Source organism: Pseudomonas sp. MWU16-30322 (assembly GCF_020515535.1).
Classification (GTDB): Bacteria; Pseudomonadota; Gammaproteobacteria; order Pseudomonadales; family Pseudomonadaceae; genus Aquipseudomonas; species Aquipseudomonas fluorescens_H.
On the sequence record NZ_JAIWYL010000004.1, the window covers coordinates 23,059 to 48,370 of the forward strand.

Sequence of the window (25,312 nt, forward strand, 5' to 3'; positions counted from 1 at the left end):
AGCGTTTGTCTTACAGACTGCTCCTACAGAATCCCGACTATCGCGTTGGCGGGTGTGCCGGGTGGATTGGCGTCAGCATCGACGAAAAAACGTCCTGCCGAGCCATTTACCTGCGTCCGACGTGTACTGTTCAGCTTCCATATCGTGGAGATCAGTTGATGATTTACGAAGGTAAAGCCATCACGGTTAAAGCTCTTGAAAGTGGCATCGTCGAATTGAAATTCGACCTCAAGGGTGAGTCCGTCAACAAGTTCAACCGTCTTACCCTGAACGAACTGCGTCAGGCCGTGGACACCATCAAGGCAGATGCTTCGATCAAGGGCGTGATCGTCAGCAGTGGCAAGGACGTGTTCATCGTCGGCGCCGACATCACCGAATTTGTCGACAACTTCAAGCTGCCGGATGCCGAGCTGGTTGCTGGCAATCTCGAAGCCAACAAGATCTTCAGCGATTTCGAAGACCTCAACGTTCCGACCGTGGCCGCGATCAACGGCATCGCTCTGGGTGGCGGTCTGGAAATGTGCCTGGCTGCGGACTACCGCGTCATGTCGACCAAGGCCAAGATCGGTCTGCCGGAAGTCAAACTGGGCATCTACCCGGGCTTCGGCGGTACCGTGCGTCTGCCACGTCTGATCGGCGTCGATAACGCCATCGAGTGGATTGCCGCCGGCAAGGAAAACCGTCCTGAAGACGCGCTGAAAGTCAGTGCCGTCGACGCTGTGGTTGCTCCAGAGAAGCTGCAGGAAGCTGCCCTTGAACTGATCAAGCGCGCCATCTCCGGCGAGTTCGATTACAAGGCCAAGCGTCAGCCGAAGCTGGAAAAGCTCAAGCTCAACGCCATTGAACAAATGATGGCTTTCGAAACCGCCAAAGGTTTCGTGGCCGGTCAGGCTGGCCCGAACTACCCGGCGCCGGTCGAAGCGATCAAGACTATCCAGAAAGCCGCGAACTTCGGTCGTGACAAGGCGCTGGAAGTCGAAGCAGCAGGTTTCGTCAAACTGGCCAAGACCTCTGCCGCGCAGAGCTTGATCGGTCTGTTCCTGAACGATCAGGAGCTGAAGAAAAAGGCCAAGGCCTACGACGAAATCGCCAAGGACGTGAAGCAGGCTGCCGTACTGGGCGCCGGCATCATGGGTGGCGGCATCGCCTATCAGTCGGCCTCCAAAGGTACGCCGATCCTGATGAAGGACATCAACGAGCACGGAATCGAGCAGGGTCTGGCCGAAGCCGCCAAACTGCTGGTTGGCCGCGTTGATAAAGGCCGCATGACTGCTGCGAAAATGGCTGAAGTGCTCAACGGCATTCGTCCGACCCTGTCTTACGGCGACTTCGGTCACGTCGACCTGGTTGTAGAAGCCGTGGTCGAGAACCCGAAGGTCAAGCAAGCGGTACTGGCTGAAGTCGAAGACAAAGTCAAAGAGGACACCATCCTCGCGTCCAACACCTCGACCATTTCCATCAGCCTGCTGGCCAAGGCCCTCAAGCGTCCGGAAAACTTCGTCGGCATGCACTTCTTCAACCCGGTGCACATGATGCCGCTGGTGGAAGTGATCCGTGGCGAGAAGTCCAGCGAGCTGGCGATTGCCACCACCGTTGCCTACGCCAAGAAAATGGGCAAGAACCCGATCGTCGTCAACGACTGCCCGGGCTTCCTGGTCAACCGCGTTCTGTTCCCGTACTTCGGCGGCTTCGCCAAACTGGTCAGCGCCGGCGTGGATTTCGTCCGCATCGACAAGGTCATGGAAAAATTCGGCTGGCCAATGGGCCCGGCGTACCTGATGGACGTGGTCGGCATCGACACAGGTCACCACGGTCGTGACGTGATGGCTGAAGGTTTCCCGGATCGCATGAAGGATGACCGTCGTTCGGCCATCGACGTGCTGTACGAAGCCAAACGCCTGGGGCAGAAGAACGGCAAGGGCTTCTACGCCTACGAGGCCGACAAGAAAGGCAAGCAGAAGAAGGTCGCCGATCCGTCGGTACTCGAAGTGCTCAAGCCGATCGTTTATGAGCAGCGCGAAGTCACTGACGAAGACATCATCAACTGGATGATGATCCCGCTGTGCCTGGAAACCGTGCGCTGCCTGGAAGACGGCATCGTTGAAACTGCCGCCGAAGCCGACATGGGTCTGGTCTACGGTATCGGTTTCCCTCCATTCCGTGGCGGTGCGCTGCGCTACATCGATTCGATCGGTGTTGCCGAGTTCGTTGCCCTGGCTGACCAGTACGCTGATTTGGGCGCGCTGTACCACCCGACCGCGAAGCTGCGCGAAATGGCCAAAAACGGCCAGAGCTTCTTCGGTTAAGCGCCCCCAACTAGAGTGAGAGTGAACTTATGAGCTTGAATCCTAGAGACGTCGTGATTGTCGACTTCGGTCGTACTCCGATGGGCCGCTCCAAGGGCGGCATGCACCGCAACACCCGTGCCGAAGACATGTCGGCACACCTGATCAGCAAACTGCTGGAGCGCAACGCCAAGGTCGATCCTGCTGAAGTCGAGGACGTGATCTGGGGCTGTGTAAACCAGACCCTGGAGCAGGGCTGGAACATCGCACGCATGGCGTCGCTGATGACCCAGATCCCGCACACCTCTGCCGGCCAGACCGTCAGCCGTCTGTGCGGCTCGTCGATGAGTGCTCTGCACACGGCGGCGCAAGCGATCATGACCGGCAACGGTGACGTATTCGTGGTTGGTGGCGTCGAGCATATGGGCCACGTGAGCATGATGCACGGTGTTGATCCGAACCCGCATATGTCGCTGTACGCGGCGAAAGCCTCGGGCATGATGGGTCTGACTGCAGAAATGCTCGGCAAGATGCATGGCATCACCCGTGAGCAGCAGGACGCCTTTGGCGTGCGCTCCCACCAGCTCGCTCATAAGGCGACTGTGGAAGGCAAGTTCAAAGACGAAATCATCCCGATGCAGGGCTACGACGAAAACGGCTTCCTGAAGCTGTACGACTACGACGAAACCATTCGTCCGGAAACCACCCTGGAAAGTCTGGCGGCCCTCAAGCCTGCCTTCAATCCAAAGGGCGGCACCGTGACTGCCGGTACTTCGTCGCAGATCACCGATGGTGCTTCTTGCATGATCGTGATGTCGGCGCAGCGTGCACAGGATCTGGGGATCCAGCCGATGGCCGTGATCCGTTCGATGGCAGTGGCGGGTGTGGATCCGGCGATCATGGGCTATGGTCCAGTTCCGGCAACACAAAAAGCCCTGAAGCGTGCGGGCCTTGGCATCAACGATATCGACTTCTTTGAGCTCAATGAAGCTTTCGCTGCACAGGCCCTGCCAGTGCTGAAAGATCTGAAAGTGCTCGACAAGATGAACGAGAAGGTTAACCTGCACGGCGGCGCGATCGCCCTGGGTCACCCGTTCGGTTGCTCCGGTGCCCGTATTTCCGGCACCTTGCTGAACGTGATGAAGCAGAATGGCGGCACCTTCGGGGTGGCTACCATGTGCATTGGTCTCGGCCAAGGCATCTCCACCGTCTTCGAACGCGTTTAAGCGTCTCGTCGATGGAAGCCGGGGCCAAGTGCCCCGGTTTTTGTTTTTGTGGATTTATTTTGTATTTATTTTGAAAAAATTTGAGTGAGGGCCGAAGCATGCCGATACAACCTGGGCTCTACCAACATTACAAGGGGCCGCAGTACCGCGTATTCAGTGTTGCGCGGCATTCCGAGACCGAAGAGGAAGTGGTGTTTTACCAAGCCCTGTATGGCGAATACGGCTTTTGGGTGCGCCCCTTGAGCATGTTTCTGGAGTCGGTCGAGGTTGACGGCGAGCAGGTGCCACGCTTTGCTTTGGTGCAAGCCGAACCGAGCCTTTTTTCCAAGGTATGAGACGAGTGCGTGCAGAACCCTGCGCTTGACCTCACCTTGTATCAACTATATATAGCGGTGCCGCGTCAGGCGCCAACCGCCTTTCACTTCTAGAATTCAGGAATTTTCTGATCCATGGGCAAATCGCTGGTCATTGTGGAATCCCCGGCTAAGGCCAAGACCATCAACAAGTATCTGGGTAACCAATACGTGGTGAAGTCGAGTATCGGCCATATCCGAGACCTGCCCACCAGCGGTTCGGCTAGCGCCAGCAAAGAACCAGCCGCCAAGCGCGGCAAGGCTGCCGCAGGTGAAGGGCCGGTGCTCACGCCGAAAGAGAAGGCGCGCAAGCAGCTGGTCTCGCGTATGGGTGTCGATCCGGAACACGGCTGGAAAGCCAAGTACGAGATCCTCCCGGGCAAGGAAAAGGTCATCGAAGAGCTGCGCCGGCTCGCCAAGGATGCTGACACCATCTATCTCGCAACCGACTTGGATCGCGAGGGGGAAGCCATTGCCTGGCACCTGCGCGAAGCCATCGGTGGTGATGACAGCCGCTACAAGCGCGTTGTGTTCAACGAAATCACCAAGAAGGCGATTCAGGAAGCCTTCTCCGAGCCGGGCGAGCTGGACATCGATCGTGTAAACGCCCAGCAGGCGCGTCGTTTCCTCGACCGCGTTGTGGGTTACATGGTCTCGCCGCTGCTGTGGGCCAAAATCGCCCGTGGTCTGTCGGCCGGTCGCGTGCAATCGGTTGCCGTGAAGCTGGTGGTCGAGCGTGAGCGCGAGATTCGTGCATTCAACCCGGAAGAATACTGGGAAGTGCACGCTGATCTCGGCACCGCCAAAGGCTCGACCGTACGCTTCGAAGTGGCTCGCGAGAAGGGCGAAGCCTTCAAGCCGCTCAACGAAGCCCAGGCCACGGCCGCGCTGGAGAAGCTCAAGTCTTCCAGCTACAGCATCGTAAAGCGCGAAGATAAACCGACCAGCAGCAAGCCGTCGGCGCCGTTCATCACGTCAACCCTGCAGCAGGCGGCGAGCAACCGCCTGGGCTTCGGCGTGAAGAAAACCATGATGATGGCCCAGCGCTTGTATGAAGCCGGCTACATCACTTATATGCGTACCGACTCGACCAATCTTTCGGCTGATGCCGTGGCAATGGCGCGCACTTACATCGAAGACGAGTTCGGCAAGAAGTACCTGCCGGAAACGCCGAACGTCTACAGCAGCAAGGAAGGCGCACAAGAGGCTCACGAAGCGATTCGTCCGTCTGACGCCAACACCACGCCGAGCAAGCTCGCGGGCATGGAGCGTGACGCAGAGCGCCTCTACGAGCTGATCTGGCGCCAGTTCCTCGCCTGCCAGATGCTGCCGGCGCAGTACCTGTCGACCACCGTCAGTGTCGCCGCTGGGGATTTCGAGCTGCGCGCCAAGGGCCGCATCCTGAAGTTCGACGGTTACACCCGCGTCATGCCGCAGATCGCCAAGCCTGGCGATGACGATGTTCTGCCGGACATGGCGCAGGGCGACGTGATGAAGCTGATCAAGCTTGATCCATCGCAGCACTTCACCAAGCCGCCGGCCCGTTACTCGGAAGCCAGTCTGGTGAAAGAAATGGAAAAACGCGGCATCGGTCGTCCTTCGACCTACGCGGCGATCATTTCGACCATTCAGGATCGCGGCTACGTGACCCTGCACAACCGTCGTTTCTATTCGGAAAAGATGGGCGACATCGTCACCGAGCGTCTGTCGGAGAGCTTCTCGAATCTCATGGACTACGGCTTCACCGCCGGCATGGAAGAGAACCTCGATGACGTGGCTCAGGGCGAGCGCGACTGGAAAAACGTGCTGGACGAGTTCTACGGCGACTTCAAGAAAAAGCTCGAAGTGGCCGAAAACCCGGACAACGGCATGCGTGCCAACCAGCCGGTCATGACTGACATTCCGTGCACCACGTGCGGTCGTCCGATGCAGATTCGTACCGCATCGACTGGCGTGTTCCTCGGTTGCTCGGGTTACAGCCTGCCACCAAAAGAGCGCTGCAAGGCCACCGTCAATCTGGTTCCGGGCGACGAGATTGCGGCGGACGACGAGGGTGAATCGGAGTCGCTGGTGCTGCGCGGCAAGCATCGCTGCCCGATCTGCAGCACGGCGATGGACGCTTACCTGCTCGACGAGAAGCGCAAGCTGCACATCTGCGGTAACAACCCGGATTGCGCCGGCTACGAAATCGAAGAGGGCAACTACCGTATCAAGGGCTACGAAGGTCCGAGCCTGGAATGCGACAAGTGCGGCAGCGAGATGCAGCTCAAGACCGGCCGCTTCGGCAAGTTCTTCGGTTGCACCAATCCGACCTGCAAGAACACCCGCAAACTGCTCAAGAGCGGTGATGCGGCGCCGCCGAAGATGGATCCGGTGAAGATGCCTGAGCTGAAATGCGAAAAGGTCAACGACACCTACATTCTGCGCGACGGTGCTTCCGGTCTGTTCCTGGCGGCCAGCCAGTTCCCGAAAAACCGCGAGACTCGTGCTCCGCTGGTGATCGAGATTCTGCCGCACAAGGACGAGATCGATCCGAAGTACCATTTCCTCTGCGAAGCACCGCAGAAGGATCCTGATGGTCTGCCAGCGGTCATCCGTTACAGCCGTAAGACCAAGGAGCAATACGTGCAGACCGAGATCGACGGCAAGCCTACCGGCTGGAAGGCTTATTACGACGGTGGCAAGTGGACTGTTGAAGACAAGCGCACGAAAGCCAAGGCCGAGTAAGCGTTAGCCTGATACACAAAAGGCCGCATGATGACCCTCGGGTTTTCATGCGGCCTTTTGGTTTTGTGCTTGCGGTCGGATCCGTTGATCCATGACACTGTCGGGTCTGTGTGACGCAATTATTTCGCTGTGGAGACTGCCGGCATGGCGCACGAACTCTATACCCGCACCAATCAGAAGATCTATTTCGCCGGCCTGTCGCTGGACGCTCTGGCTCGCGCCGAAGAGGGGCGGGCGATGAATTCGTTGGCGTTGATTCAAGCTGGGCGTGAATCGGCGTTGTTTCACCTCTATGGCGCGCTTCTCGGGCTGTGCCATGAGATTGCCGGTTTCTACCGTCTGCCTCAGGCCAATGCGTCGCGAGCGGAAGCGTTGCTGACTCGCGAAGTCCTGGAATCGATTGCGATCCCTGAGCTGGCCGAGATGATCGAGTTGGCGGGCAATCCTGAAACCTGGCTGGCAAAACTGCTGGCGGCGCACTCGGCGTTGTTTCAGCCGCCACGGGTGCCACACAAGCCCAAGGGTGATGTGACACAGCCATTGATTCAGGCCGTTAATCTGGATGAAGAAGAGACGCCGCAAGAGTTGCGCCGCGAAGAGCTGGAGAGCTGGCGGCAAAATCTCAAAGGCCTGGCCATCCGCTTTCGCGAAGGCTTGAACGAATGCTGAGGACAATTGACACGGTGGCAATCTGAAACATGCTGCTGGTCAAGATACCGAGCGAAGCCTGAATGATGTCTATATAATCCCTGCCTTTCGTGGAGAACAGACCTATATGCCAACGTCCTTTCTAGAAATTGTCGAGTTACCAGACGGCCGAATCGAACTGCGCAGGGCTGAGGACGAGGGGTCTCTGGTGACGCTGGATTTCTCCGAGGATGCCAAGGCGTTCCTGCAAGGCCAGCACGTAGAAATCGCCAAGGCGATGTTGAGCGTCGGCGTGCAGATGGCCGGTCGTATGGTTGAAGGCGAATTTGATAAGGAAGAAGGGCCGCGGGTTCTTCACTGAGCCCCGCCTGTCGGCGTTTGCTGTTACCGCATCAGATCGGCTTCTCTGTCCTTGGAGAAGCCATGCGCTTCACACAGCGCGTGTCACAAGTGAATCAACCCAATCGAATATTCAGGCTCTGAGCGTCGCCCGTGCGCGCAGCGCTGATCAACTGCTGCCGTGAGCTTGTGTTCAGCGGGTTGAGCCAGGTCACCACCGTGTGGCTACGACCCAGACGCAGTGCTTCGCAGGCCAGTTGCTGGGCGCTTTGCGCGCCACGTGGTTGCAGCAGCAGAATGCGTTCACGGTTCAGGCCGGCCTCGCGCAGCCAGATCTGGGTCAGGCTGGCAGGAGGGGCAATCAGCGTCAGCCAGCGCGCGTCCTGATCTTCACTCAGTTCGCGAAGAATCGGGGCAAGCAGGTTCAGGCAGTTCCCGGTCGCACCGCGCAGTGACAGCTCGCTGAATACTTCCGGTTCGGCAATCCATGGGCGCTCGACCACATCTTTCAGGATCGGCGCCATCGGTTGTGCCAGAAACGCTTCGAATAACGGCAGTTGTGTTTGCTGAGGTGTGTGTGGGAACTGCATAAAGCCTCCTTTAGCGGCGGATTACGCCGACACTCAAGCCTTCGATCACCAGTTCCTGATCTTTCAGGTCGACTTCGATAGGGGCGAACTCGGGGTTTTCCGCAATCAGCCAGACTTTGCTGCCTTCGCGCTTGAAACGTTTGACGGTGACTTCGTCGCCGATTCGCGCAACCACGACCTGACCATTGCGTGCTTCGCGGGTGGTGTGAACCGCCAACAGGTCACCGTCGAAAATACCGATGTCCTTCATGCTCATGCCGTGTACGCGCAGCAGGTAATCAGCGCGAGGGTGGAAGAACGCGGGGTTGATATTGCAGGACTCTTCGATGTGCTGCTGGGCGAGGATCGGTGCACCGGCGGCGACCCGGCCAATGATCGGCAGGGTAGAGTCGTCAGCCTTGGCTTCAAACCCGGGAATGCGAATGCCGCGGGAGGCGCCCGGGGTCATCTCGATCGCACCCTTGCGGGCCAGGGCCTTGAGGTGTTCTTCCGCCGCGTTGGGCGACTTGAACCCCAGTTCCTGAGCGATTTCCGCGCGGGTTGGCGGGTAGCCGTTGTCTTCGAGGCAGCGTTTGATAAAGGCCAGAATCTCGGCTTGGCGTGGCGTCAGCTTTAGCATATTGATCGCTCTGTCTTTTTATACAGTGACTGGGATTATATACAGTGAAGCGGTCTTGGCAATGCCCGTTTTTTTGCAGGCCGCCGGACGGTCGGCAGCCGTGCTTATTAAAGGAGCGGTCCAGTGTGGTTAAATAGCTGACCGACCATTCCCAAAACGGACTGGCAGGCTTGACAAGGCACAGGCTGAAACGTATGTTTCAAACAAGTGTTTGTCAGGCGGAGTAGCCATGGCCCAGTCGGAAACCGTTGAACGCATTCTTGATGCTGCCGAGCAGTTGTTCGCGGAGAAAGGTTTCGCGGAAACCTCATTGCGTTTGATCACCAGCAAAGCCGGAGTAAACCTGGCGGCGGTGAACTATCATTTCGGCTCCAAGAAAGCGCTGATCCAGGCGGTCTTCTCGCGCTTCCTCGGGCCGTTCTGCATCAGCCTCGATAAGGAGCTGGAGCGTCGCCAGGCCAAGCCTGATAACAAGCCGACCCTTGAAGAGCTGCTGGAAATCCTCGTCGAGCAGGCGCTCGTTGTGCAGCCACGCAGCGGTAACGATCTGTCGATCTTCATGCGTCTGCTCGGCCTGGCGTTCAGCCAGAGCCAAGGACACTTGCGTCGCTATCTGGAAGACATGTACGGCAAGGTGTTCCGCCGCTACATGCTGCTGGTCAATGAAGCAGCTCCACGCATTCCACCTATCGAACTGTTCTGGCGCGTGCACTTCATGCTCGGCGCTGCGGCGTTCAGCATGTCCGGGATCAAGGCCTTGCGTGCGATTGCCGAGACCGATTTCGGCGTCAACACCTCGATTGAACAGGTGATGCGTCTGATGGTGCCGTTCCTTGCCGCCGGCATGCGTGCCGAAACCGGTGTCACCGACCCGGCCATGGCGACTGCGCAACTTCGTCCGCGCAGCAAATCGACCCCGGTAGCCGCCAAGGTTTAACCGCACACGGGTGGGCGCGGCAGTTTACATCCGCTAAGCTAGCCGCCCATGCCGACTCTCGTTCTGAACCCGTTTCCTATCGACATCGCCAACCTGCCGGCCACCGCTCTCGGTGGCGATGTCGTGCGAATCGGGTTTTTCGTTTTCAAGGAATCTCTATGACTGCTGGCCTGCAAGGCTCGTTGATGGTGGACGTCGCCGGTACCTGGCTGACGGCCGAGGATCGCCAATTGTTGCGTCAGCCCGAAGTGGGCGGCCTGATCATTTTTGCCCGCAACATCGAGCATCCGCGCCAGGTGCGTGAGTTGAGCGCCGCCATCCGCGCCATTCGCCCGGATCTGCTGCTGGCGGTCGACCAGGAGGGCGGTCGCGTGCAGCGTCTGCGTCAGGGCTTCGTGCGCCTGCCGGCGATGCGCGCCATTGCCGACAACCCGAACGCCGAATACCTCGCCGAACAATGCGGCTGGATCATGGCCACCGAAGTGCTGGCGGTTGGCCTCGACCTGAGTTTCGCCCCGGTGCTGGATCTGGATTACCAGCGCAGCGCCGTGGTCGGCACGCGTTCGTTCGAAGGGGATCCCGAGCGCGCAGCGTTGCTCGCCGGCGCCTTCATCCGCGGCATGAACAGCGCGGGCATGGCCGCTACCGGCAAGCATTTCCCCGGTCACGGTTGGGCCGAAGCCGACTCCCACGTCGCGATCCCGAATGACGAACGCAGCCTCGACGAGATCCGCGCCAACGACCTCGTACCGTTCGCCAGACTCAGCAAGCAATTGGCAGCGGTGATGCCGGCGCACGTCATCTATCCGCAAGTCGATTCGCAGCCGGCCGGGTTCTCCCGCCGTTGGTTGCAGGACATCCTGCGCGGCGAGTTGCAGTTCGACGGCGTGATCTTCAGCGACGACCTGTCGATGGCCGGCGCCCATGTAGTCGGCGACGCCGCCAGTCGCATTGAAGCCGCGCTCAGCGCCGGTTGCGACATGGGCCTGGTGTGCAACGACCGCGCTGCGGCCGAACTGGCCCTGAGTGCTGCGCAACGGATGAAGGTCAAGCCGTCCGCACGCATTGCGCGGATGCGCGGGCAGGCGTTCGCCAGCACCGACTACCGTCAGGATCCGCGCTGGCTCACCGCCATCGGCGCGCTAAAAGACGCTCAATTGATCGATTAAGGACTCTTCGTTATGACGGTTTACGCAATCATCGGTGGCACCGGCCTGACCCAGCTCGAAGGCTTGAGCATTCGTCAGTCGTTGGCGGTGGACACCCCTTACGGTGCGCCTTCGGCCGAGGTGCAAATCGGCGAGTACGCCGGCAAGGAAGTGCTGTTCCTCGCCCGTCACGGTCATCCGCACCGTTTCCCGCCGCACAAGGTCAACTACCGCGCCAACCTGTGGGCGCTGAAGCAGGCCGGCGCCGAGGCGATCATCGCGGTCAATGCGGTGGGCGGGATTCATCCGGCGATGGGTACCGGCCATTTCTGCGTGCCGCATCAGATCGTTGATTACACCAGTGGCCGCGAACACACGTTTTTCGCCGATGATCTGGAGCACGTCACCCATATCGATTTCAGCTTCCCTTACAGTGAGCCGCTGCGTCAGCAATTGATCGCCGCGCTGGCTGCCGAAGGCTGCGAATACAGCGATCAGGGGGTGTACGCCTGCACCCAGGGCCCGCGTCTGGAAACCGTGGCGGAGATCGTGCGTCTGGAGCGTGACGGTTGCGACATCGTCGGCATGACCGGCATGCCGGAAGCGGCATTGGCCCGTGAGCTGGATCTGGATTACGCCTGCCTGTCGCTGGTGGTGAACCCGGCAGCAGGCAAGACCACGGCGGTGATCACCATGGCCGAAATCGAGCAGGCGCTGCATGACGGGATGGGCAAGGTGAAATCGACGTTGGCGCGGGTGTTGGCCAGCTAAGGACTGTCCATGACCACTTTCATCGAGCGGCTTAAAGGGCTGGCATGGACTGACGCATTCAGTAGCAAGGCGTTGGCCAAGGCCCGCGCTTATGCTGCCGATGATCGGGTAGAGATCATCGAGATCGATGACAGGAAGATCGAGGCGTTCTGCGTCGGTTCGGAAACTCAGGCATATGAACAAAGCATCTACCTGTCCGAAGATCGCCTGGGATCGGTTAATTTGCGTTGCTTGTGCACCTGCCCCGTCGTGATTGATTGCAAGCACTGCGCGGCGGTGCTCTATCACCTGCAGGGCATTGACGACGATACGTCCGAAAGTGACGCACAGATCCCCTTGGGTCGGGCGCTGGAGCATTGGCTTTCGACAGTCCCCGTCCCGGCCAGGCCCGTCGACGAAGGGGCGCAAACCGCGGGCACGCGCCTGTTTTACAAACTCAAACCCACGTCTGCGAACGGCAAGTGGCTGCTCGATATTTTCAAGGTCTATCAGCTCAAGAGCGGCGAGTTACGCGAAGTAAAACCGGTGTATTCGCTGTCGGACATGCTCATGCGTCAGCCCGGTTATCTGTCCGAACTGGATCTGCGCGTCGCCAGGCTGTTGGTCGCCATGCATTCCCATCACGCCTATTACAGCGGCTATCCGCTGGAAGGCAGCAGTGGCGCTGAACTGCTGGAAATGCTCCTGCGCACCTCGCGCCTGTTCCTCGACTTCGAAAACTTGCAGCCACTGACGCCGGGCGCGAAACGCATGGGTCTGTTCTCTTGGGCCGAGCAGGCCGACGGTGGGTTCCGCGCCCAGTGGAGCAGTGCCGAGGCTGCGCAGGAAACCGTGCTGGCGCTGGAGCCGCTTTATTACCTCGATCGTGAGCAGCGACAGGTTGGCCCTCTGTTCAGTGAGTTGGAAGAAAAACTGGCCTGCCATTTGACCCTCGCCCCAGACATCCCGGCGCGTCAGGCCATGCAGTTCAGCCATCGCATGAGCGCGATGACCAAAATCCCGCCGCCGCACAAACTCACCGAACGAATCATCGATGACGTGTTTCCGCAGCCGCAACTGACCTTGGTCAGCGGCCGGGAGCGTTCGCGCTGGGAATACGTTCTGGAGCACCGCGCCGCTCTGGTGTTTACCTACAACGGTCATCCGGCGGTGGATCGTAATCCGGAAGTGATGGTCCTCAATGGCACTGAAACCCAGCGCATTCGACGCCAGCCTGCGATGGAAAAGAAGCTGCGCCAGAGCCTGCAAAAGCACGGCTTCAAAAAAGCCACGCACAAGAGCGCTATGGATCGTCTCGGCGAGATGTTCACCTTGCCGGATGATTCCGCCTGGCTCGGATTCATGCATGAAGGGCTTGCCACACTGCGCGCCGCGGACTGGGAAATCGAAATCAGTCCCGGCTTCCATTTCGATGTGCAGCCGGTCGAACACTGGTACGCGGAGGTCGAAGAAGAGGCCGGGCATCAATGGTTTGATCTGCAACTGGGCATCGTCGTCAATGGCGAGCGCTACAGCTTGTTGCCGATCCTTCTGCATCTGTTGCGCACCCAGCCACGTTTGCTCGACCCGGTGAATCTGGCGCAACGCAGCGACGACGAAAAACTCCTGATCGAACTCAAGCCCAGCGGTTTTGGCGACCCGGCAGGCGCCAAGGTGGCGTTGCCGCTGAGTCGGGTCAAACCGCTGATGGCGACGCTGGGCGAGCTGTACCTGGGCGGACATCAGGGCGATGCGCTGCGCTTGACTGCTCCAGACGCCGCGCGCCTGAGTATGCTCGATGGCGTGCCACTGGAATGGCAGGGCGGCGAACGCCTGCGCACTTTTGCCAGGCGGCTGCACAATTCCAGTCACACCCACATTGCTGCGCCAGCCGGCCTTAATGCGCAGCTGCGCCCATATCAGCTCGAAGGCCTTGGCTGGATGCAGACTCTGCGGGAGCTGGAGGTCGGCGGCATTCTTGGCGATGACATGGGCTTGGGCAAAACCCTGCAGACCCTGGCGCATCTGCTCACGGAAAAGCACGCCGGGCGCCTCGATTGCCCGGCACTGGCGGTGATGCCGACCAGCCTGATTCCCAACTGGCTCGACGAGGCCCAGCGCTTCACGCCTCAGTTGAAGGTCCTGGCGCTGCATGGGGCCGGGCGGCAAAAAGACTTCGCCAATCTCGCCGAATACGACTTGGTGCTGACCACTTACGCCTTGCTGCCCAGGGATCTTGAAACTTTACGGCCGCAGTCGTGGAGCGTACTGATTCTCGATGAAGCGCAGAACATCAAGAACCCGCTGAGCAAAGCGGCGCAGGCCGCACGTGACTTGCAGGCCCGTCAGCGCTTGTGTCTGAGCGGCACGCCACTGGAAAACCATCTCGGCGAGCTGTGGTCGCAGTTTCATTTCCTCATGCCTGGCTGGCTGGGCGACAGCAAATCCTTCAACCGCGATTACCGCACACCGATCGAGAAGCATGGCAATGTCCAGCGCATGCAGCACCTGACGGCGCGCATCAAGCCATTTCTGCTGCGTCGCAAGAAAGATCAGGTCGCCACTGAGCTGCCGCCGAAAACCGAAATCATCCATTGGGTTGAACTCAGCGACGGCCAGCGCGACGTCTATGAAACGGTGCGCGTGGCGATGGACAAAAAAGTGCGCGACGAAATTGCCCGCAGTGGTGTGGCGCGCAGTCAGATCATCATTCTTGATGCCTTGCTCAAGCTGCGTCAGGTCTGCTGCGATCTGCGCTTGATCAACATGCCGCTCACGGCGAAGGCATTGCGCTCGGGCAGCGGCAAGCTGATCAGCCTGATGGAGATGCTCGAAGAGTTGCTTGGCGAAGGTCGGCGCATCCTGCTGTTCTCCCAGTTCACCTCGATGCTGGCGCTGATCGAACAGGAGTTGCAGCAGCGCGCTATCGATTATTCGTTGCTGACTGGCGACACCACCGACCGGCGCACGCCAGTCAAGAATTTCCAGGGCGGCAAGGTGCCGTTGTTCCTCATCAGCCTCAAGGCTGGCGGTACCGGTCTGAACCTGACGGCTGCGGACACGGTGATCCACTTCGACCCGTGGTGGAACCCGGCGGTGGAGAGTCAGGCAACTGATCGCGCTTATCGTATCGGGCAGAACAATCCGGTGTTTGTTTACAAGTTGATTGCCAAAGGTACCGTGGAGGAAAAAATCCAGGCGCTGCAGCAGGAGAAGGCTGCGCTGGCCGGGGCGGTGCTGGAAGGGGGTACGACAGGTGGGTTCAAGCTGGAGCAGAGTGACATCGAGGCGCTGTTTGCGCCGCTGCCGGTTTCCAAGGGTTGACTGTCCAGGTCAGAGTTCGACATCTGATGGCCCCATCCCTGGCAAGCCAGCTCCCACAGGTTTTGTAATGTTCACAAATTAGTGCTCAACGCAAAGCACCGTGGGAGCTGGCTGGCCAGCGATGGCAATTTATCGGAAAAAACGCATCTCAACGCTTGTCGAACTTGTCCGGCAGCGGCGCAAACAGCGCTTCAATATCATCGCTCTGCAGTTTCCAGTCCCCGGCCTTGCGCCCATCCAGTACGCCCGCTGCCAGGTCAGACTTTTCCTTCTGCAGGTGCTGAATCTTCTCTTCCACTGTGCCCCGGGCGATCATCTTGTAGACGAACACCGGTTTCTCCTGGCCGATTCGATACGCGCGGTCAGTCGCCTGGTTCTCGGTGGCAGGGTTCCACCACGGATCGTAATGGATCACCGTATCCGCTTCGGTCAGGTTCAAGCCGACGCCGCCGGCCTTCAGGCTGATCAGAAAGATCTGACGCTTGCCGCTCTGGAATTCCTTCACCGGCGTGCGCCGATCGCGGGTCTGGCCCGTCAATAAGGCGTAGGCCACGTTGCGTTTTTTCAGTTCGTCTTCGATCAGTGAAAGCATCGAGGTGAACTGCGAGAACAGCAGAATCCGCCGACCTTCTTCGAACAGCTCTTCGAGCATTTCCATCAGGCTGTCGAGTTTGCCCGAGGTGCTGCCACGGGCGGGCAGGTTGGCGTCGTTGACCAGGCGCAGGTCGCAGCAGACCTGACGCAGCTTGAGCAGGGCTTCAAGAATGATGATCTGGCTACGCGCCACGCCTTTGCGAGTGATCTCGTCGCGGACTTTCTTGTCCATCGCCAGGCGCATGGTTTCGTAAACGTCGCGCTGCGCCTCATTGAGATCGACCCAGTGGATGATCTCGGTTTTGGGCGGCAGTTCGGTGGCCACCTGTTCCTTGGTGCGGCGCAGCAGAAACGGTTTTATCCGCCCATTGAGGTGCTGCAGCCTGACTTCGCTGGCGCGCTTTTCGATCGGCACGCGGTAGTCGGCATTGAAGCTTTTGACATCGCCCAACCAGCCCGGCAGCAGAAAGTGGAACAACGACCACAACTCGCCGAGGTGGTTTTCCAGCGGTGTGCCACTCAGGCACAGGCGCTGGCGCGCGTTGAGTTCGCGAGCGGCCTGCGCGGCCTTGCTGTTGGGGTTCTTGATGTACTGGGCTTCGTCGAGCGCCAGAACGTGCAAGGGCTGTTGTGCCAGCCGTTCGACGTCCTTGGGCAGCAGCGCGTATGTGGTGAGGATCAGGTCGAAGTCGGCCAGATGATCGAAGTGCTTTTTGCGGCCGGCACCGTACAGCGCGACCACTTTCAGTTGCGGCGTGAAGTGCGCGGCTTCGTCGAGCCAGTTCGGGATCAGGCTGGTGGGCATCACCACCATGCACGGTCGATCCAGGCGTCCGGCGTTTTTCTCGCTGAGAATATGCGCCAGGGTCTGTAGGGTTTTGCCCAGGCCCATGTCGTCCGCCAGAATCCCGCCCACCTCAAGCTGACGCAGCGACTGCATCCAGCTCAAGCCTTCGAGCTGATAAGGACGCAACGTCGCGTTCAAGCCCTTCGGCGCTTTGGCCGTGTAATCGCGAATATCGCGCAGGCGTTGGGCGAAACTGCGGATCTGCTCGCCGCCTTCCCACAGCAGGGGAATGCCTTCCAGCGAATTGAGGCGCGTGGCGTCGGCCTTGCTCAGGCGCAGGGTGGTTTCGCCCGGTTCCTGCAAGTAGAACTCGCCCAGCGTTGCCAGTACCGGTTTTAGTCGGCCAAGGGGCAGCGCCACTTGCAACGGCCCGTGCTCACTGTTGCGTTGCGGCACATTGACCAGAATCAGCTCGTCATCGCGGCGCCGCGCCAGGCGTTCCGGGTTGAGGATTTCCGTGTGCGAGCGCATCAGGTTGAGCAGGATCGGCAGCAGGCTCAGGCGTTCACCATTGACGATGATCCCCAGTTCCAGATCGAACCAGTCGCGCTCCGGCGCCTGTTCGACGGTGGCGTACCAGTCGTCGACGGCGGTCAGGTCGAAACCGAACTCCTCGTCGATCTGCAATTCCCAGCCTTGGGTGCGCAGCTTCGGCAGTTCGTTGAGGGTAAACGTCAGCCAGGCGCTGTCGTTGACCATCTCGTACAGCTCGCCGGCGCTTTCCGGCAGCGCTTTGCTCTGGCGCGTGGCGATGCGAAAGCCGAGGATTCTTAACTGTTCGCGGTAGGACTGTTCCACTTCCGGATGGCGTTTTATCCGCAGGGTCTGCGTTTCCTGACGAATCAGAATGTCGCTGTTTTTCTGTCCGCTGACGTATTCATCCAGATAGCTGAACGACAGCGCTGCTCGATGCTGAATGTAACGCTGCATTTTGCCGTTGCGCGGCTCGAACGCGCTGAACTCGACACTCGCCAGCCACAGGCGCGGCAGCGGTTGCACGTTGTCCACCAGCACTTGCGGCGGCGCTTTGGGGCTACGGTTCTCCAATACGGCCTGGAGTTTTTCCAGCAGCTCGGCGTCTTTCGCAGCGGCAGGGTATTCGAGGGTTTCCTGCACTTGCAGCAGCACCGCGGCGCAGTGTTTGCAGTTGTTGCGCACCGGGCAGGTGCAGGTGGCGTCAACCAGCAACAGGGTGTCTTTGGCTGACTCGCGCAGGTGAATGGTCTGACGGTAGACGTTACCGCCAGAGCCTTCGCAACTGGCGGTAATGGTCGCATCGCCGACCTGGGCGATGCGTACCCGGTTCTCCAGGGCGTAGCGGCGGCCACGCTCCAGGCTCTGTTCCTTGAATCGGCTGACCCAGGAGGGTGCCAACGGTTTACTCAGGGGCGGGGACATAAGGACTTCGATCAGTCCGGAATCGCTTCAGGGGCTTGCCGTGGGGCGGGCGCCGTCAGGGAGGTGATCTTGATCAGCAGCGCCAGGTGGCCGTTATCGAGATAGTTGAGCTGGCCGTTCTTGGTGTGGCTGTCCTGCTTCAGGCGTTCGCTGGCAGTAACCATGCCGTTGGCGTCGATCTGGTTGACCCAGAAGTCGGCGTTCACGTCGGTGAAGCGCCCGAGTTTCAATTCCAGGGTGCCCTCGATCGGGAACTGGCCGAACTGTTCCTTGCCGTCGCTGACGGCGACCTTGGTCGGCGCTTCGCCGAGGGTCTGCTGCCAGGCCTTGTGCAGCAGCACGCTGTAATCACCGCTGGCGCTGAGTTTGCTGGCAACGTCGCCGAGCGCGGGTGTGCGCAGGCTGTCATCACCCAGTCGTTGAGCGCCGGCGGCCCAGTCTTCCGGGGCGGCACGGCTGACAATCGCTGGCACGGCGTTCTGGCGTACCAGAATCATTTCGACCTGATACAGGTCATCGGCAAAAACCGAAGGGGCTACCAAGGCAAGTAGCAAAGTCAGTGAGCGAAACAGGCGCATGCGGCGTCCTTCAAACAGTTTTCGGGAGGAGGCGCTCGAACAGCGCCTCTACAGTATTAAAGCGCTCTTCCGGGCGTTCCATCGGCACCTGGAACTTGAACATCGTGGCGCCTTCGAATTTGTAGCGTTTTGGCTGAGTCTGGATCAGTTTGATCAGGGTCATCGGGTCGACTGGCGTCTGTGCGGCGAACTCGATACGTCCACCCTGCGGCCCACCGTCGACCTTCTTGATGCCCAACTGCTCGGCCTGCAACTTCAGTGCGGTAATGCGCACCAGGTTCTTGGTCGGCTCAGGCAGCAGGCCAAAACGGTCGATCATCTCCACTTGCAGATCCTTCAGGCCTTCCTCGTCGGTGGCCGAAGCGATGCGCTTGTACAGAATCAGACGGGCGTGAACATCCGGCAGATAGTCTTCCGGAATCAGCGCCGGCACCCGCAGGTTGACCTCCGGGCCTCCGCCGAGCGGTTGATCGAGGTTCGGCTGTTCGCCCTTGCGGATCGACTTCACTGCGCGCTCGAGCATTTCCATGTACAGGGTGAAACCGACTGCCTGAATCTGCCCGCTCTGGCCATCGCCCAGCAGTTCGCCGGCGCCACGGATTTCCAGGTCGTTGGTCGCCAGCACGAAACCGGCGCCCAGATCCTGAGTGTTGGCAATCGCTTCCAGACGCTTTTCCGCGTCCGAAGTGATTTGCTGGCGCGGCGGCGTCAGCAGGTAGGCATAGGCCTGGTGGTGACTGCGCCCGACGCGTCCACGCAACTGGTGCAATTGCGCCAGACCGAACTTGTCTGCGCGCTCGATGATGATGGTGTTGGCGCTCGGCACGTCGATGCCGGTCTCGATGATGGTCGAGGCGATCAGCACGTTGAAGCGCTTGTGATAGAAGTCGCTCATCACCTGTTCGAGTTCGCGTTCGCGCATCTGCCCGTGGCCGATGCCGATCCGCGCTTCCGGCACCAGTTCGGCGAGATCCGCCGCGCATTTCTCGATGGTCTTCACGTCGTTGTGCAGGTAGTAAACCTGACCGCCACGCAGCAGTTCACGCAGCAGGGCCTCTTTGACCGTGCTCTTGTTCTGCTCCATGACGAAGGTGCGCACCGACAGGCGTCGCGCCGGCGGCGTGGCGATGATCGACAGGTCGCGCATGCCCGACACCGCCATGTTCAGCGTGCGCGGAATCGGCGTGGCGGTCAGCGTGAGAATGTCGACTTCGCTGCGCAGGGCCTTGAGCTGTTCTTTCTGCCGCACACCGAAGCGGTGTTCTTCGTCGATGATCACCAGACCGAGGTTTTTGATCTTCACGTCGTCGGACAGCAGCTTGTGCGTACCGATGACGATGTCGATCTTGCCTTCCGCGAGATCGGCGATCGCCGCGTTGACTTCCTTGGCCGATTTGAAGCGGCTCATCACTTCCACGGTCACTGGCCAGTCGGCGAAGCGGTCGCGGAAACTGTTGTAGTGCTGCTGGGCGAGCAGGGTGGTCGGCACCAGAATCGCTACCTGGCGTCCGCCGTGCACGGCGATGAACGCGGCGCGCATCGCCACTTCGGTCTTGCCGAAACCCACGTCGCCGCAGACCAGACGGTCCATCGGCTTTGGCGCGAGCATGTCTTCGCGCACGGCTTCGATGGTCGCTTGCTGGTCCGGCGTTTCTTCGAACGGGAAACCGGCGCTGAACGTCGCGTAATCGGCTTTCGGGTCGGCAAACGCGTAGCCTTCGCGGGCGGCACGACGGGCATAGATGTCGAGCAGCTCAGCCGCGACATCGCGCACCTGTTCGGCGGCTTTGCGCTTGGCTTTCTGCCAGGTCTCGGAGCCGAGTCGGTGCAGCGGCGCCAGCGCGTCATCGCTGCCGGTGTAGCGGGCGATCAGATGCAGGTTGGCCACCGGCACGTAGAGCTTGGCGTTCTCCGCGTATTCCAGGGTGAGGAATTCCGCCGCCTGATTGTCGATCTCCAGAATCGTCAGGCCGAGATAACGTCCGACACCGTGGTCGATGTGTACCACCGGTGCGCCTTCACGCAGCTCGGTGAGGTTCTTGATCACCGCATCGTTGTTGGCGTCGGCGCGCTTTTCGCGACGGCGGCGCTGCATGACTCGCTGACCGAACAGCGGGCTCTCGGCCACCAGCGCCAGCGCCGGGTCATCGAGCATCAAGCCTTCGTCGAGCGGCGCAATGGTGATCGCCAGACGATCCTTGCTCGAAACGAAGTCCGGCCAGCTGTCGACGGTTTTCGGCCGCAGCTTCAGACGTTCCAGCAGTTCCAGCAGGACTTCACGACGGCCCGCGGACTCGGCGGTGAACAGCACACGCCCGGGGAATTCATCGAGGAACGCCGATAGCGCCGCCAGCGGTTGCGTGGCCTTGGCTTCGATCGCCAGGTTTGGCAGTGATTGCGCCGGGAAGCGCTCGCGGCCGGCACCGGATTCGACGTCCTGCTGACTGGCGACGACCCGTGGCCAGCTCTTGAGGCGGGCGAAGCAGTCTTCCACCGGCAGGAACAATTCCGCAGGCGGCAATAGAGGGCGCGATGGATCGACGCGGCGCTCTTCGTAGCGATTGCGCACGTCGTTCCAGAAGTTTTCTGCCGCTTGTTCGATACCCGGCAGCGAGAACACTTGAGTGTCCTGCGGCAGGTAATCGAACAGTGTCGAGGTTTCGTCGAAAAACAGCGGCAGGTAGTACTCGATACCGGCTGGGGTGATGCCGCTGCTCAGGTCCTGGAAGATCGGGCAGCGCCGGAAGTCGACGTCGAAACGCTCGCGAAAGCGCGCCTTGAAGCGCGTGACCGCATCTTTCTGCAGCGGGAACTCTCGGGCCGGCAGCAGCTTCACCGAATCGACCTTGTCGATGGAACGCTGGTTTTCCGGATCGAAGGTGCGCAGGGTTTCGATTTCATCGTCGAACAGGTCGATGCGATAGGGCAGTTTGCTGCCCATCGGGAACAGGTCGATCAGCGCGCCGCGTACGGTGAACTCGCCGTGCTCGTAAACCGTATCGACGTAGCGATAGCCGCTGGCTTCCAGGCGCGAGCGCATCTGTTCGACATCAAGCTTCTGGCCGACATCCAGCACCAGGCTGCTGCCGAGCAGGAACCTGGTCGGCGCCAGGCGGTGGAGGGCGGTGGTGATCGGGACCACCAGCACGCCGTGCGCCAGTTCCGGCAACCTGTATAGGCTGGCGATGCGCTGGGAAATGATGTCCTGGTGCGGCGAGAACAGATCGTACGGCAGGGTTTCCCAGTCGGGAAAATGCAGAACCGGCAAATCCGGGGCGAAGAAGCTCAGCTCCTGCTCCAGCCGTTCGGCACTCTGGCTGTCGGCGGTCAGTAGCAGCGTGAAGCGCTTGGCTGCGCTGGCAGCCTCGGCAATCGCCAGGCTGAGGGCGGCACCGGGCAAGTTGCCCCAATGCTGTTTACCTGCCGCGGCAGGGAGAAGCGGTAGACGCAGAACAGGCACGGAAGGTTGAGCTCCAGGCGTTGCGACAAAGTCGGTAATTGTAGCGGCGTCCGGTGCCGCCTGTCAGTTGCAGACTGCGTCTATCTTCGCGGTTTGCGCGAAATGTAGTGGTAACCATAAAAACGAGCACTTTTTTAGTGGTTATGTAGTGCCGAAATCGACTGGTGTTACGGAGGGTTACAGACATCGTCTAACAGTCGTCGAAAAATTGACTGCGCTGAAAGCCCCGGTTTTACTGGGCTGGCGCGGGGCGTAATTTTTTTGAACGGAATTTTGTTACCGATTGCGCGACAAGCGCGCATTGCTACAAGAGGTTCTCGGCGGCATAATGTAGCCCCTTTTTTCTGCCCCTACATGTGGAAGGTTCCCGTGACTCAGAAGCCCGACCAGTGTCTTGGTGAATGGATCGACCGTGAAGCACTCGCAGAAGCGATGATTCCGCTTATCGGTCAGCTCTACCGCAATAACAACGTGGTGAGCTCGATCTATGGCCGCAGCCTGATCAACCAGTCTGTCATCGCGATTCTCAAAGCTCACCGCTTTGCTCGCCACCGTTCCTCCGACGATAGCGAACTCTCCGTCCACGAAACATTCCCTCTGCTTAAAGCCATGAGCGAGCTCAAGCTCGGCGCGGCTTCGGTAGACCTGGGCAAGTTGGCGTTCAAATTCCGCAGCGAAGGCAATGGCCGCAGCGCCGAGCAGTTCGTTCGTGAAGAGCTGGCTGACGTGGTTGGTCAGCAAAACGCTTCGGCCCGTAAAGGCACTGACGTTGTGCTGTACGGCTTCGGTCGTATCGGCCGTCTGCTGGCGCGCATCCTGATCGAGAAAACCGGTGGTGGCGACGGTCTGCGTCTGCGTGCCATCGTCGTGCGCAAAGGCGCCGAAAACGACCTGACCAAACGCGCCAGCCTGCTGCGTCGCGATTCGGTACACGGCCCGTTCAACGGCACCATCGTCATCGACGAAGAAAACAACACCATCACCGCCAACGGTAACCTGATCCAGGTGATCTACGCGAAGAACCCGACCGAGGTGGATTACACCCAGTACGGCATCAAAGACGCGCTGCTGGTGGACAACACCGGTGTATGGCGTGACGCCGATGGCCTGGGTCAGCACCTGCAATGCCCGGGTGTTGCTCGCGTTGTTCTGACCGCGCCTGGCAAAGGCAAGCTGAAGAACATCGTTCACGGTATCAACCACAACGAAATCACCGCTGACGACAAGATCGTGTCCGCCGCTTCCTGCACCACCAACGCCATCGTGCCGGTGCTGAAGGCTGTGAATGACAAGTTCGGCATCATCAACGGTCACGTCGAAACCGTTCACTCGTACACCAACGACCAGAACCTGATCGACAACTTCCACAAGGGCGATCGCCGTGGCCGTTCCGCCGCGCTGAACATGGTGATCACCGAGACCGGTGCTGCCACCGCTGCTGCCAAGGCTCTGCCTGAGCTGGCCGGCAAGCTGACCGGTAACGCGATCCGCGTTCCGACGCCAAACGTGTCGATGGCCATTCTCAACCTGAACCTTGAGAAAGCCGCCAGCCGTGAAGAGATGAACGAGTACCTGCGCTACATGGCGCTGCACTCCGATCTGCACAAGCAAATCGACTTCGTCAACTCGCAGGAAGTGGTGTCCACTGACTTCGTGGGTTCGCGTCACGCCGGTGTGGTCGACGCTGAAGCGACCATCGTTCAGGACAACCGCGTTGTTCTGTACGTCTGGTACGACAACGAGTTCGGCTATAGCTGCCAGGTGGTTCGCGTGATGGAAGACATGGCCGGTGTAAACCCGCCAGCGTTCCCGCGCTAAGCCTTAGCTGCAAATGAAAACGCCCCGACTTTGGTCGGGGCGTTTTTTTATGCCTGCTGAATCTTTATTGCCTGTACCGGCCTCTTCGGGAGCAAGGCCCTCCACAGGTTTGGCGGTGTTCACATCATCGTGTTGGCACCACCGGACACTGTGGGAGGGGGCTTGCTCCCGAAGGCGTCCTATCGGGCGCCGCCGACTATCGAGGCCTGCGCAGTCCGCAGCTCATGCTTGTTGCCACGGAACAGCACCAGCGTCGCAATCAGCCCCAGCACCGCCGCACCGCTGAGCCAGATCCCCGGCGCAGCCTTGTTGTCCAGCACATGGATCAGGTAAGTACAGGCCGCTGGCGTAAAGCCGCCAAAGGTCGCCGTCGCCAGGCTATAGGCCAGCGAGAACCCGGTCGTGCGCACTTCCATCGGCATGATTTCGGTCAGCGCCACCACCATCGCCCCGTTGTACGAACCGTACAGGAACGACAGCCACAGTTCGACGATCAGCAAATGACTGAAGCTCGGGTTCGCCACCAGCCACGACAATGCCGGGTAAGCGGTCAGGATTGCCAGAATGGTCGCCGCCAGCAGTAGGGGTTTGCGACCGATCTTGTCAGATACCGAGCCCATCACTGGCAGCCAGAAGAAGTTCGACAGGCCGATGCACACGGTCACCAGCAGCGCGTCGAAGTCCGACAGATGCAGTTCGGCCTTGCCGAAGGTCGGGGTGTAGGCGGTGATCAGGTAGAACGAAACCGTGGTCATCACCACCAGCGCCATGCCGGCGATGACGATGCCGAAGTTCTGGCCGATCGAACGGACGATTTCGCGCAGGGTAGGGCGATGTTTACGCGCCTGGAATTCCGGCGTTTCTTCCAGCGAGCGACGAATCACGAAGATCACCGGAACGATCATGCAGCCGATCAGGAACGGCACGCGCCAGCCCCAGTCACCCATCTGTTCCGGGCTCAGCCAGTGGTTGAGACCCACCCCGAGCAGGCCGGCAAAGACCACCGCTGCTTGCTGGCTTGCCGACTGCCAACTGACGAAAAAGCCCTTGCGGCCCGGTGTGGCGATTTCCGCCAGATACACCGAAACACCGCCCAGCTCGACGCCGGCCGAGAAGCCTTGCAGCAAACGACCGAATAGCACGATCAGCGGGGCGGCGACGCCGAGGGTGGCGTAGCCGGGGACGCAGGCAATCAGCACCGTACCGGCGGCCATCAGCGCCAGCGTAATGATCAGACCCTGGCGACGGCCATGGCGGTCGATATAGGCACCGAGGAAAATCGCTCCCAGCGGACGCATCAGGAAGCCGGCACCGAACGTCGCCAGGGAGAGCATCAGGGAAGCGAAGGCGCTGTCGGCCGGGAAGAAGGTTTTGGCAATGGCCGTGGCGTAGAAGCCATAGACCATAAAGTCGAACATCTCGAGAAAATTGCCGCTGACAACGCGAAAAATCGCTTTGCCTTTGCCCGTGGTGGAGGACATTGGTTCGTACTCTCTGTTGGCTGTCTTATTGGAAATCCCTGAACTAGACACGTCCTCGCCGTCACGCGGCAAACTCAGGCAGTACCCGTGAACAGTTTTGTAACCATATGTGTATAAAGAACGTTAGGCAACAATTGGTTAGGGCACTGCTTAAACGATATAGCCATTACGAAGGCCAGCATGACGCTAT

Annotated in this window: 17 protein-coding genes; 11 read left to right on the top strand and 6 right to left on the bottom strand. The window is 59.9% G+C overall.

Going from position 1 to position 25,312, the window contains the following annotated elements:
- Nucleotides 1-158: 158 nt before the first annotated feature.
- The 6 genes from fadB to LCH64_RS08690 all read left to right on the top strand — a co-directional run bounded on the left by fadB (nt 159) and on the right by LCH64_RS08690 (nt 7,600).
- Entirely contained in the window at nt 159-2,306 is a 2,148-nt protein-coding gene (gene fadB, locus LCH64_RS08665) for a fatty acid oxidation complex subunit alpha FadB (protein WP_024013640.1), read from the top strand.
- A gap of 29 nt (nt 2,307-2,335) precedes the next feature.
- A complete protein-coding gene (gene fadA / locus LCH64_RS08670) occupies nt 2,336-3,511 on the top strand; it encodes an acetyl-CoA C-acyltransferase FadA (protein ID WP_003226599.1) in 1,176 nt (391 codons plus the stop codon).
- Between the two features lie 98 nt (nt 3,512-3,609).
- On the top strand, nt 3,610-3,846 hold the full coding sequence (locus tag LCH64_RS08675; RefSeq protein ID WP_003226597.1) for a DUF1653 domain-containing protein: 237 nt from the start codon (nt 3,610-3,612) through the stop codon (nt 3,844-3,846).
- A 114-nt stretch (nt 3,847-3,960) separates the two neighbouring features.
- Nucleotides 3,961-6,591, top strand: coding sequence for a type I DNA topoisomerase (topA, locus tag LCH64_RS08680; protein ID WP_226499994.1), 2,631 nt, complete (start codon nt 3,961-3,963; stop codon nt 6,589-6,591).
- 144 nt (nt 6,592-6,735) lie between these two features.
- A complete protein-coding gene (locus LCH64_RS08685; protein ID WP_226499995.1) occupies nt 6,736-7,260 on the top strand; it encodes a DUF6586 family protein in 525 nt (174 codons plus the stop codon).
- A gap of 106 nt (nt 7,261-7,366) precedes the next feature.
- Nucleotides 7,367-7,600, top strand: a complete 234-nt coding sequence (locus LCH64_RS08690) for a hypothetical protein (RefSeq protein ID WP_003226592.1) — start codon at nt 7,367-7,369, stop codon at nt 7,598-7,600.
- A gap of 94 nt (nt 7,601-7,694) precedes the next feature.
- Here the strand turns inward: LCH64_RS08690 and sulA are convergent, their stop codons facing one another.
- Nucleotides 7,695-8,168, bottom strand: coding sequence for an SOS-induced cell division inhibitor SulA (gene sulA / locus LCH64_RS08695; protein ID WP_097088550.1), 474 nt, complete (start codon nt 8,166-8,168; stop codon nt 7,695-7,697).
- Nucleotides 8,169-8,178: 10 nt separating this feature from the next.
- The gene (gene lexA / locus LCH64_RS08700; protein WP_003226590.1) at nt 8,179-8,787 is read right to left on the bottom strand and encodes a transcriptional repressor LexA; all 609 of its coding nucleotides are present in this window, start codon (nt 8,785-8,787) and stop codon (nt 8,179-8,181) included.
- A gap of 229 nt (nt 8,788-9,016) precedes the next feature.
- On the opposite strand from lexA, the gene LCH64_RS08705 reads away from it, so the two are divergent.
- The 4 genes from LCH64_RS08705 to LCH64_RS08720 all read left to right on the top strand — a co-directional run bounded on the left by LCH64_RS08705 (nt 9,017) and on the right by LCH64_RS08720 (nt 14,946).
- Nucleotides 9,017-9,724, top strand: coding sequence for a TetR/AcrR family transcriptional regulator (locus LCH64_RS08705; RefSeq protein ID WP_226499996.1), 708 nt, complete (start codon nt 9,017-9,019; stop codon nt 9,722-9,724).
- 158 nt (nt 9,725-9,882) lie between these two features.
- Nucleotides 9,883-10,893: a beta-N-acetylhexosaminidase gene (gene nagZ, locus LCH64_RS08710; RefSeq protein WP_025111059.1), complete on the top strand. Its 1,011-nt coding sequence runs from the start codon at nt 9,883-9,885 to the stop codon at nt 10,891-10,893.
- Between the two features lie 12 nt (nt 10,894-10,905).
- Nucleotides 10,906-11,643 (top strand): S-methyl-5'-thioinosine phosphorylase, encoded by a 738-nt coding sequence (locus LCH64_RS08715; RefSeq protein WP_103485793.1) that lies wholly within the window; start codon nt 10,906-10,908, stop codon nt 11,641-11,643.
- A 9-nt stretch (nt 11,644-11,652) separates the two neighbouring features.
- Nucleotides 11,653-14,946: a DEAD/DEAH box helicase gene (locus LCH64_RS08720; protein WP_226499997.1), complete on the top strand. Its 3,294-nt coding sequence runs from the start codon at nt 11,653-11,655 to the stop codon at nt 14,944-14,946.
- A gap of 148 nt (nt 14,947-15,094) precedes the next feature.
- Here the strand turns inward: LCH64_RS08720 and LCH64_RS08725 are convergent, their stop codons facing one another.
- From LCH64_RS08725 to mfd, 3 genes are read right to left on the bottom strand one after another with little or no spacing between them, the layout of a single operon-like run.
- Complete coding sequence (locus LCH64_RS08725; RefSeq protein WP_226499998.1) at nt 15,095-17,785, bottom strand: DEAD/DEAH box helicase; 2,691 nt, start codon at nt 17,783-17,785, stop codon at nt 15,095-15,097.
- Nucleotides 17,786-17,796: 11 nt separating this feature from the next.
- A complete protein-coding gene (locus LCH64_RS08730) occupies nt 17,797-18,363 on the bottom strand; it encodes a CsiV family protein (RefSeq protein ID WP_226499999.1) in 567 nt (188 codons plus the stop codon).
- Between the two features lie 10 nt (nt 18,364-18,373).
- Nucleotides 18,374-21,823, bottom strand: a complete 3,450-nt coding sequence (gene mfd, locus LCH64_RS08735) for a transcription-repair coupling factor (RefSeq protein WP_226500000.1) — start codon at nt 21,821-21,823, stop codon at nt 18,374-18,376.
- A 354-nt stretch (nt 21,824-22,177) separates the two neighbouring features.
- Between mfd and LCH64_RS08740 the strand changes: the two genes are divergently transcribed.
- The gene (locus LCH64_RS08740; protein WP_003226583.1) at nt 22,178-23,641 is read left to right on the top strand and encodes a glyceraldehyde-3-phosphate dehydrogenase; all 1,464 of its coding nucleotides are present in this window, start codon (nt 22,178-22,180) and stop codon (nt 23,639-23,641) included.
- 179 nt (nt 23,642-23,820) lie between these two features.
- Here the strand turns inward: LCH64_RS08740 and LCH64_RS08745 are convergent, their stop codons facing one another.
- Nucleotides 23,821-25,122, bottom strand: a complete 1,302-nt coding sequence (locus LCH64_RS08745) for an MFS transporter (RefSeq protein ID WP_226500001.1) — start codon at nt 25,120-25,122, stop codon at nt 23,821-23,823.
- Nucleotides 25,123-25,312: the final 190 nt, after the last annotated feature.

What these genes read in the sequence shown, in the direction of transcription:
- fadA (WP_003226599.1), top strand. Translation starts at nt 2,336, where the DNA reads ATGAGCTTGAATCCTAGAGACGTCGTGATTGTCGACTTCGGTCGTACT.
- LCH64_RS08745 (WP_226500001.1), bottom strand. Translation starts at nt 25,122, where the DNA reads ATGTCCTCCACCACGGGCAAAGGCAAAGCGATTTTTCGCGTTGTCAGC.
- LCH64_RS08720 (WP_226499997.1), top strand. Translation starts at nt 11,653, where the DNA reads ATGACCACTTTCATCGAGCGGCTTAAAGGGCTGGCATGGACTGACGCA.
- LCH64_RS08690 (WP_003226592.1), top strand. Translation starts at nt 7,367, where the DNA reads ATGCCAACGTCCTTTCTAGAAATTGTCGAGTTACCAGACGGCCGAATC.
- LCH64_RS08715 (WP_103485793.1), top strand. Translation starts at nt 10,906, where the DNA reads ATGACGGTTTACGCAATCATCGGTGGCACCGGCCTGACCCAGCTCGAA.
- lexA (WP_003226590.1), bottom strand. Translation starts at nt 8,787, where the DNA reads ATGCTAAAGCTGACGCCACGCCAAGCCGAGATTCTGGCCTTTATCAAA.
- LCH64_RS08685 (WP_226499995.1), top strand. Translation starts at nt 6,736, where the DNA reads ATGGCGCACGAACTCTATACCCGCACCAATCAGAAGATCTATTTCGCC.
- nagZ (WP_025111059.1), top strand. Translation starts at nt 9,883, where the DNA reads ATGACTGCTGGCCTGCAAGGCTCGTTGATGGTGGACGTCGCCGGTACC.
- LCH64_RS08730 (WP_226499999.1), bottom strand. Translation starts at nt 18,363, where the DNA reads ATGCGCCTGTTTCGCTCACTGACTTTGCTACTTGCCTTGGTAGCCCCT.
- LCH64_RS08705 (WP_226499996.1), top strand. Translation starts at nt 9,017, where the DNA reads ATGGCCCAGTCGGAAACCGTTGAACGCATTCTTGATGCTGCCGAGCAG.
- topA (WP_226499994.1), top strand. Translation starts at nt 3,961, where the DNA reads ATGGGCAAATCGCTGGTCATTGTGGAATCCCCGGCTAAGGCCAAGACC.
- LCH64_RS08725 (WP_226499998.1), bottom strand. Translation starts at nt 17,785, where the DNA reads ATGTCCCCGCCCCTGAGTAAACCGTTGGCACCCTCCTGGGTCAGCCGA.
- sulA (WP_097088550.1), bottom strand. Translation starts at nt 8,168, where the DNA reads ATGCAGTTCCCACACACACCTCAGCAAACACAACTGCCGTTATTCGAA.
- fadB (WP_024013640.1), top strand. Translation starts at nt 159, where the DNA reads ATGATTTACGAAGGTAAAGCCATCACGGTTAAAGCTCTTGAAAGTGGC.
- LCH64_RS08740 (WP_003226583.1), top strand. Translation starts at nt 22,178, where the DNA reads ATGTGGAAGGTTCCCGTGACTCAGAAGCCCGACCAGTGTCTTGGTGAA.
- LCH64_RS08675 (WP_003226597.1), top strand. Translation starts at nt 3,610, where the DNA reads ATGCCGATACAACCTGGGCTCTACCAACATTACAAGGGGCCGCAGTAC.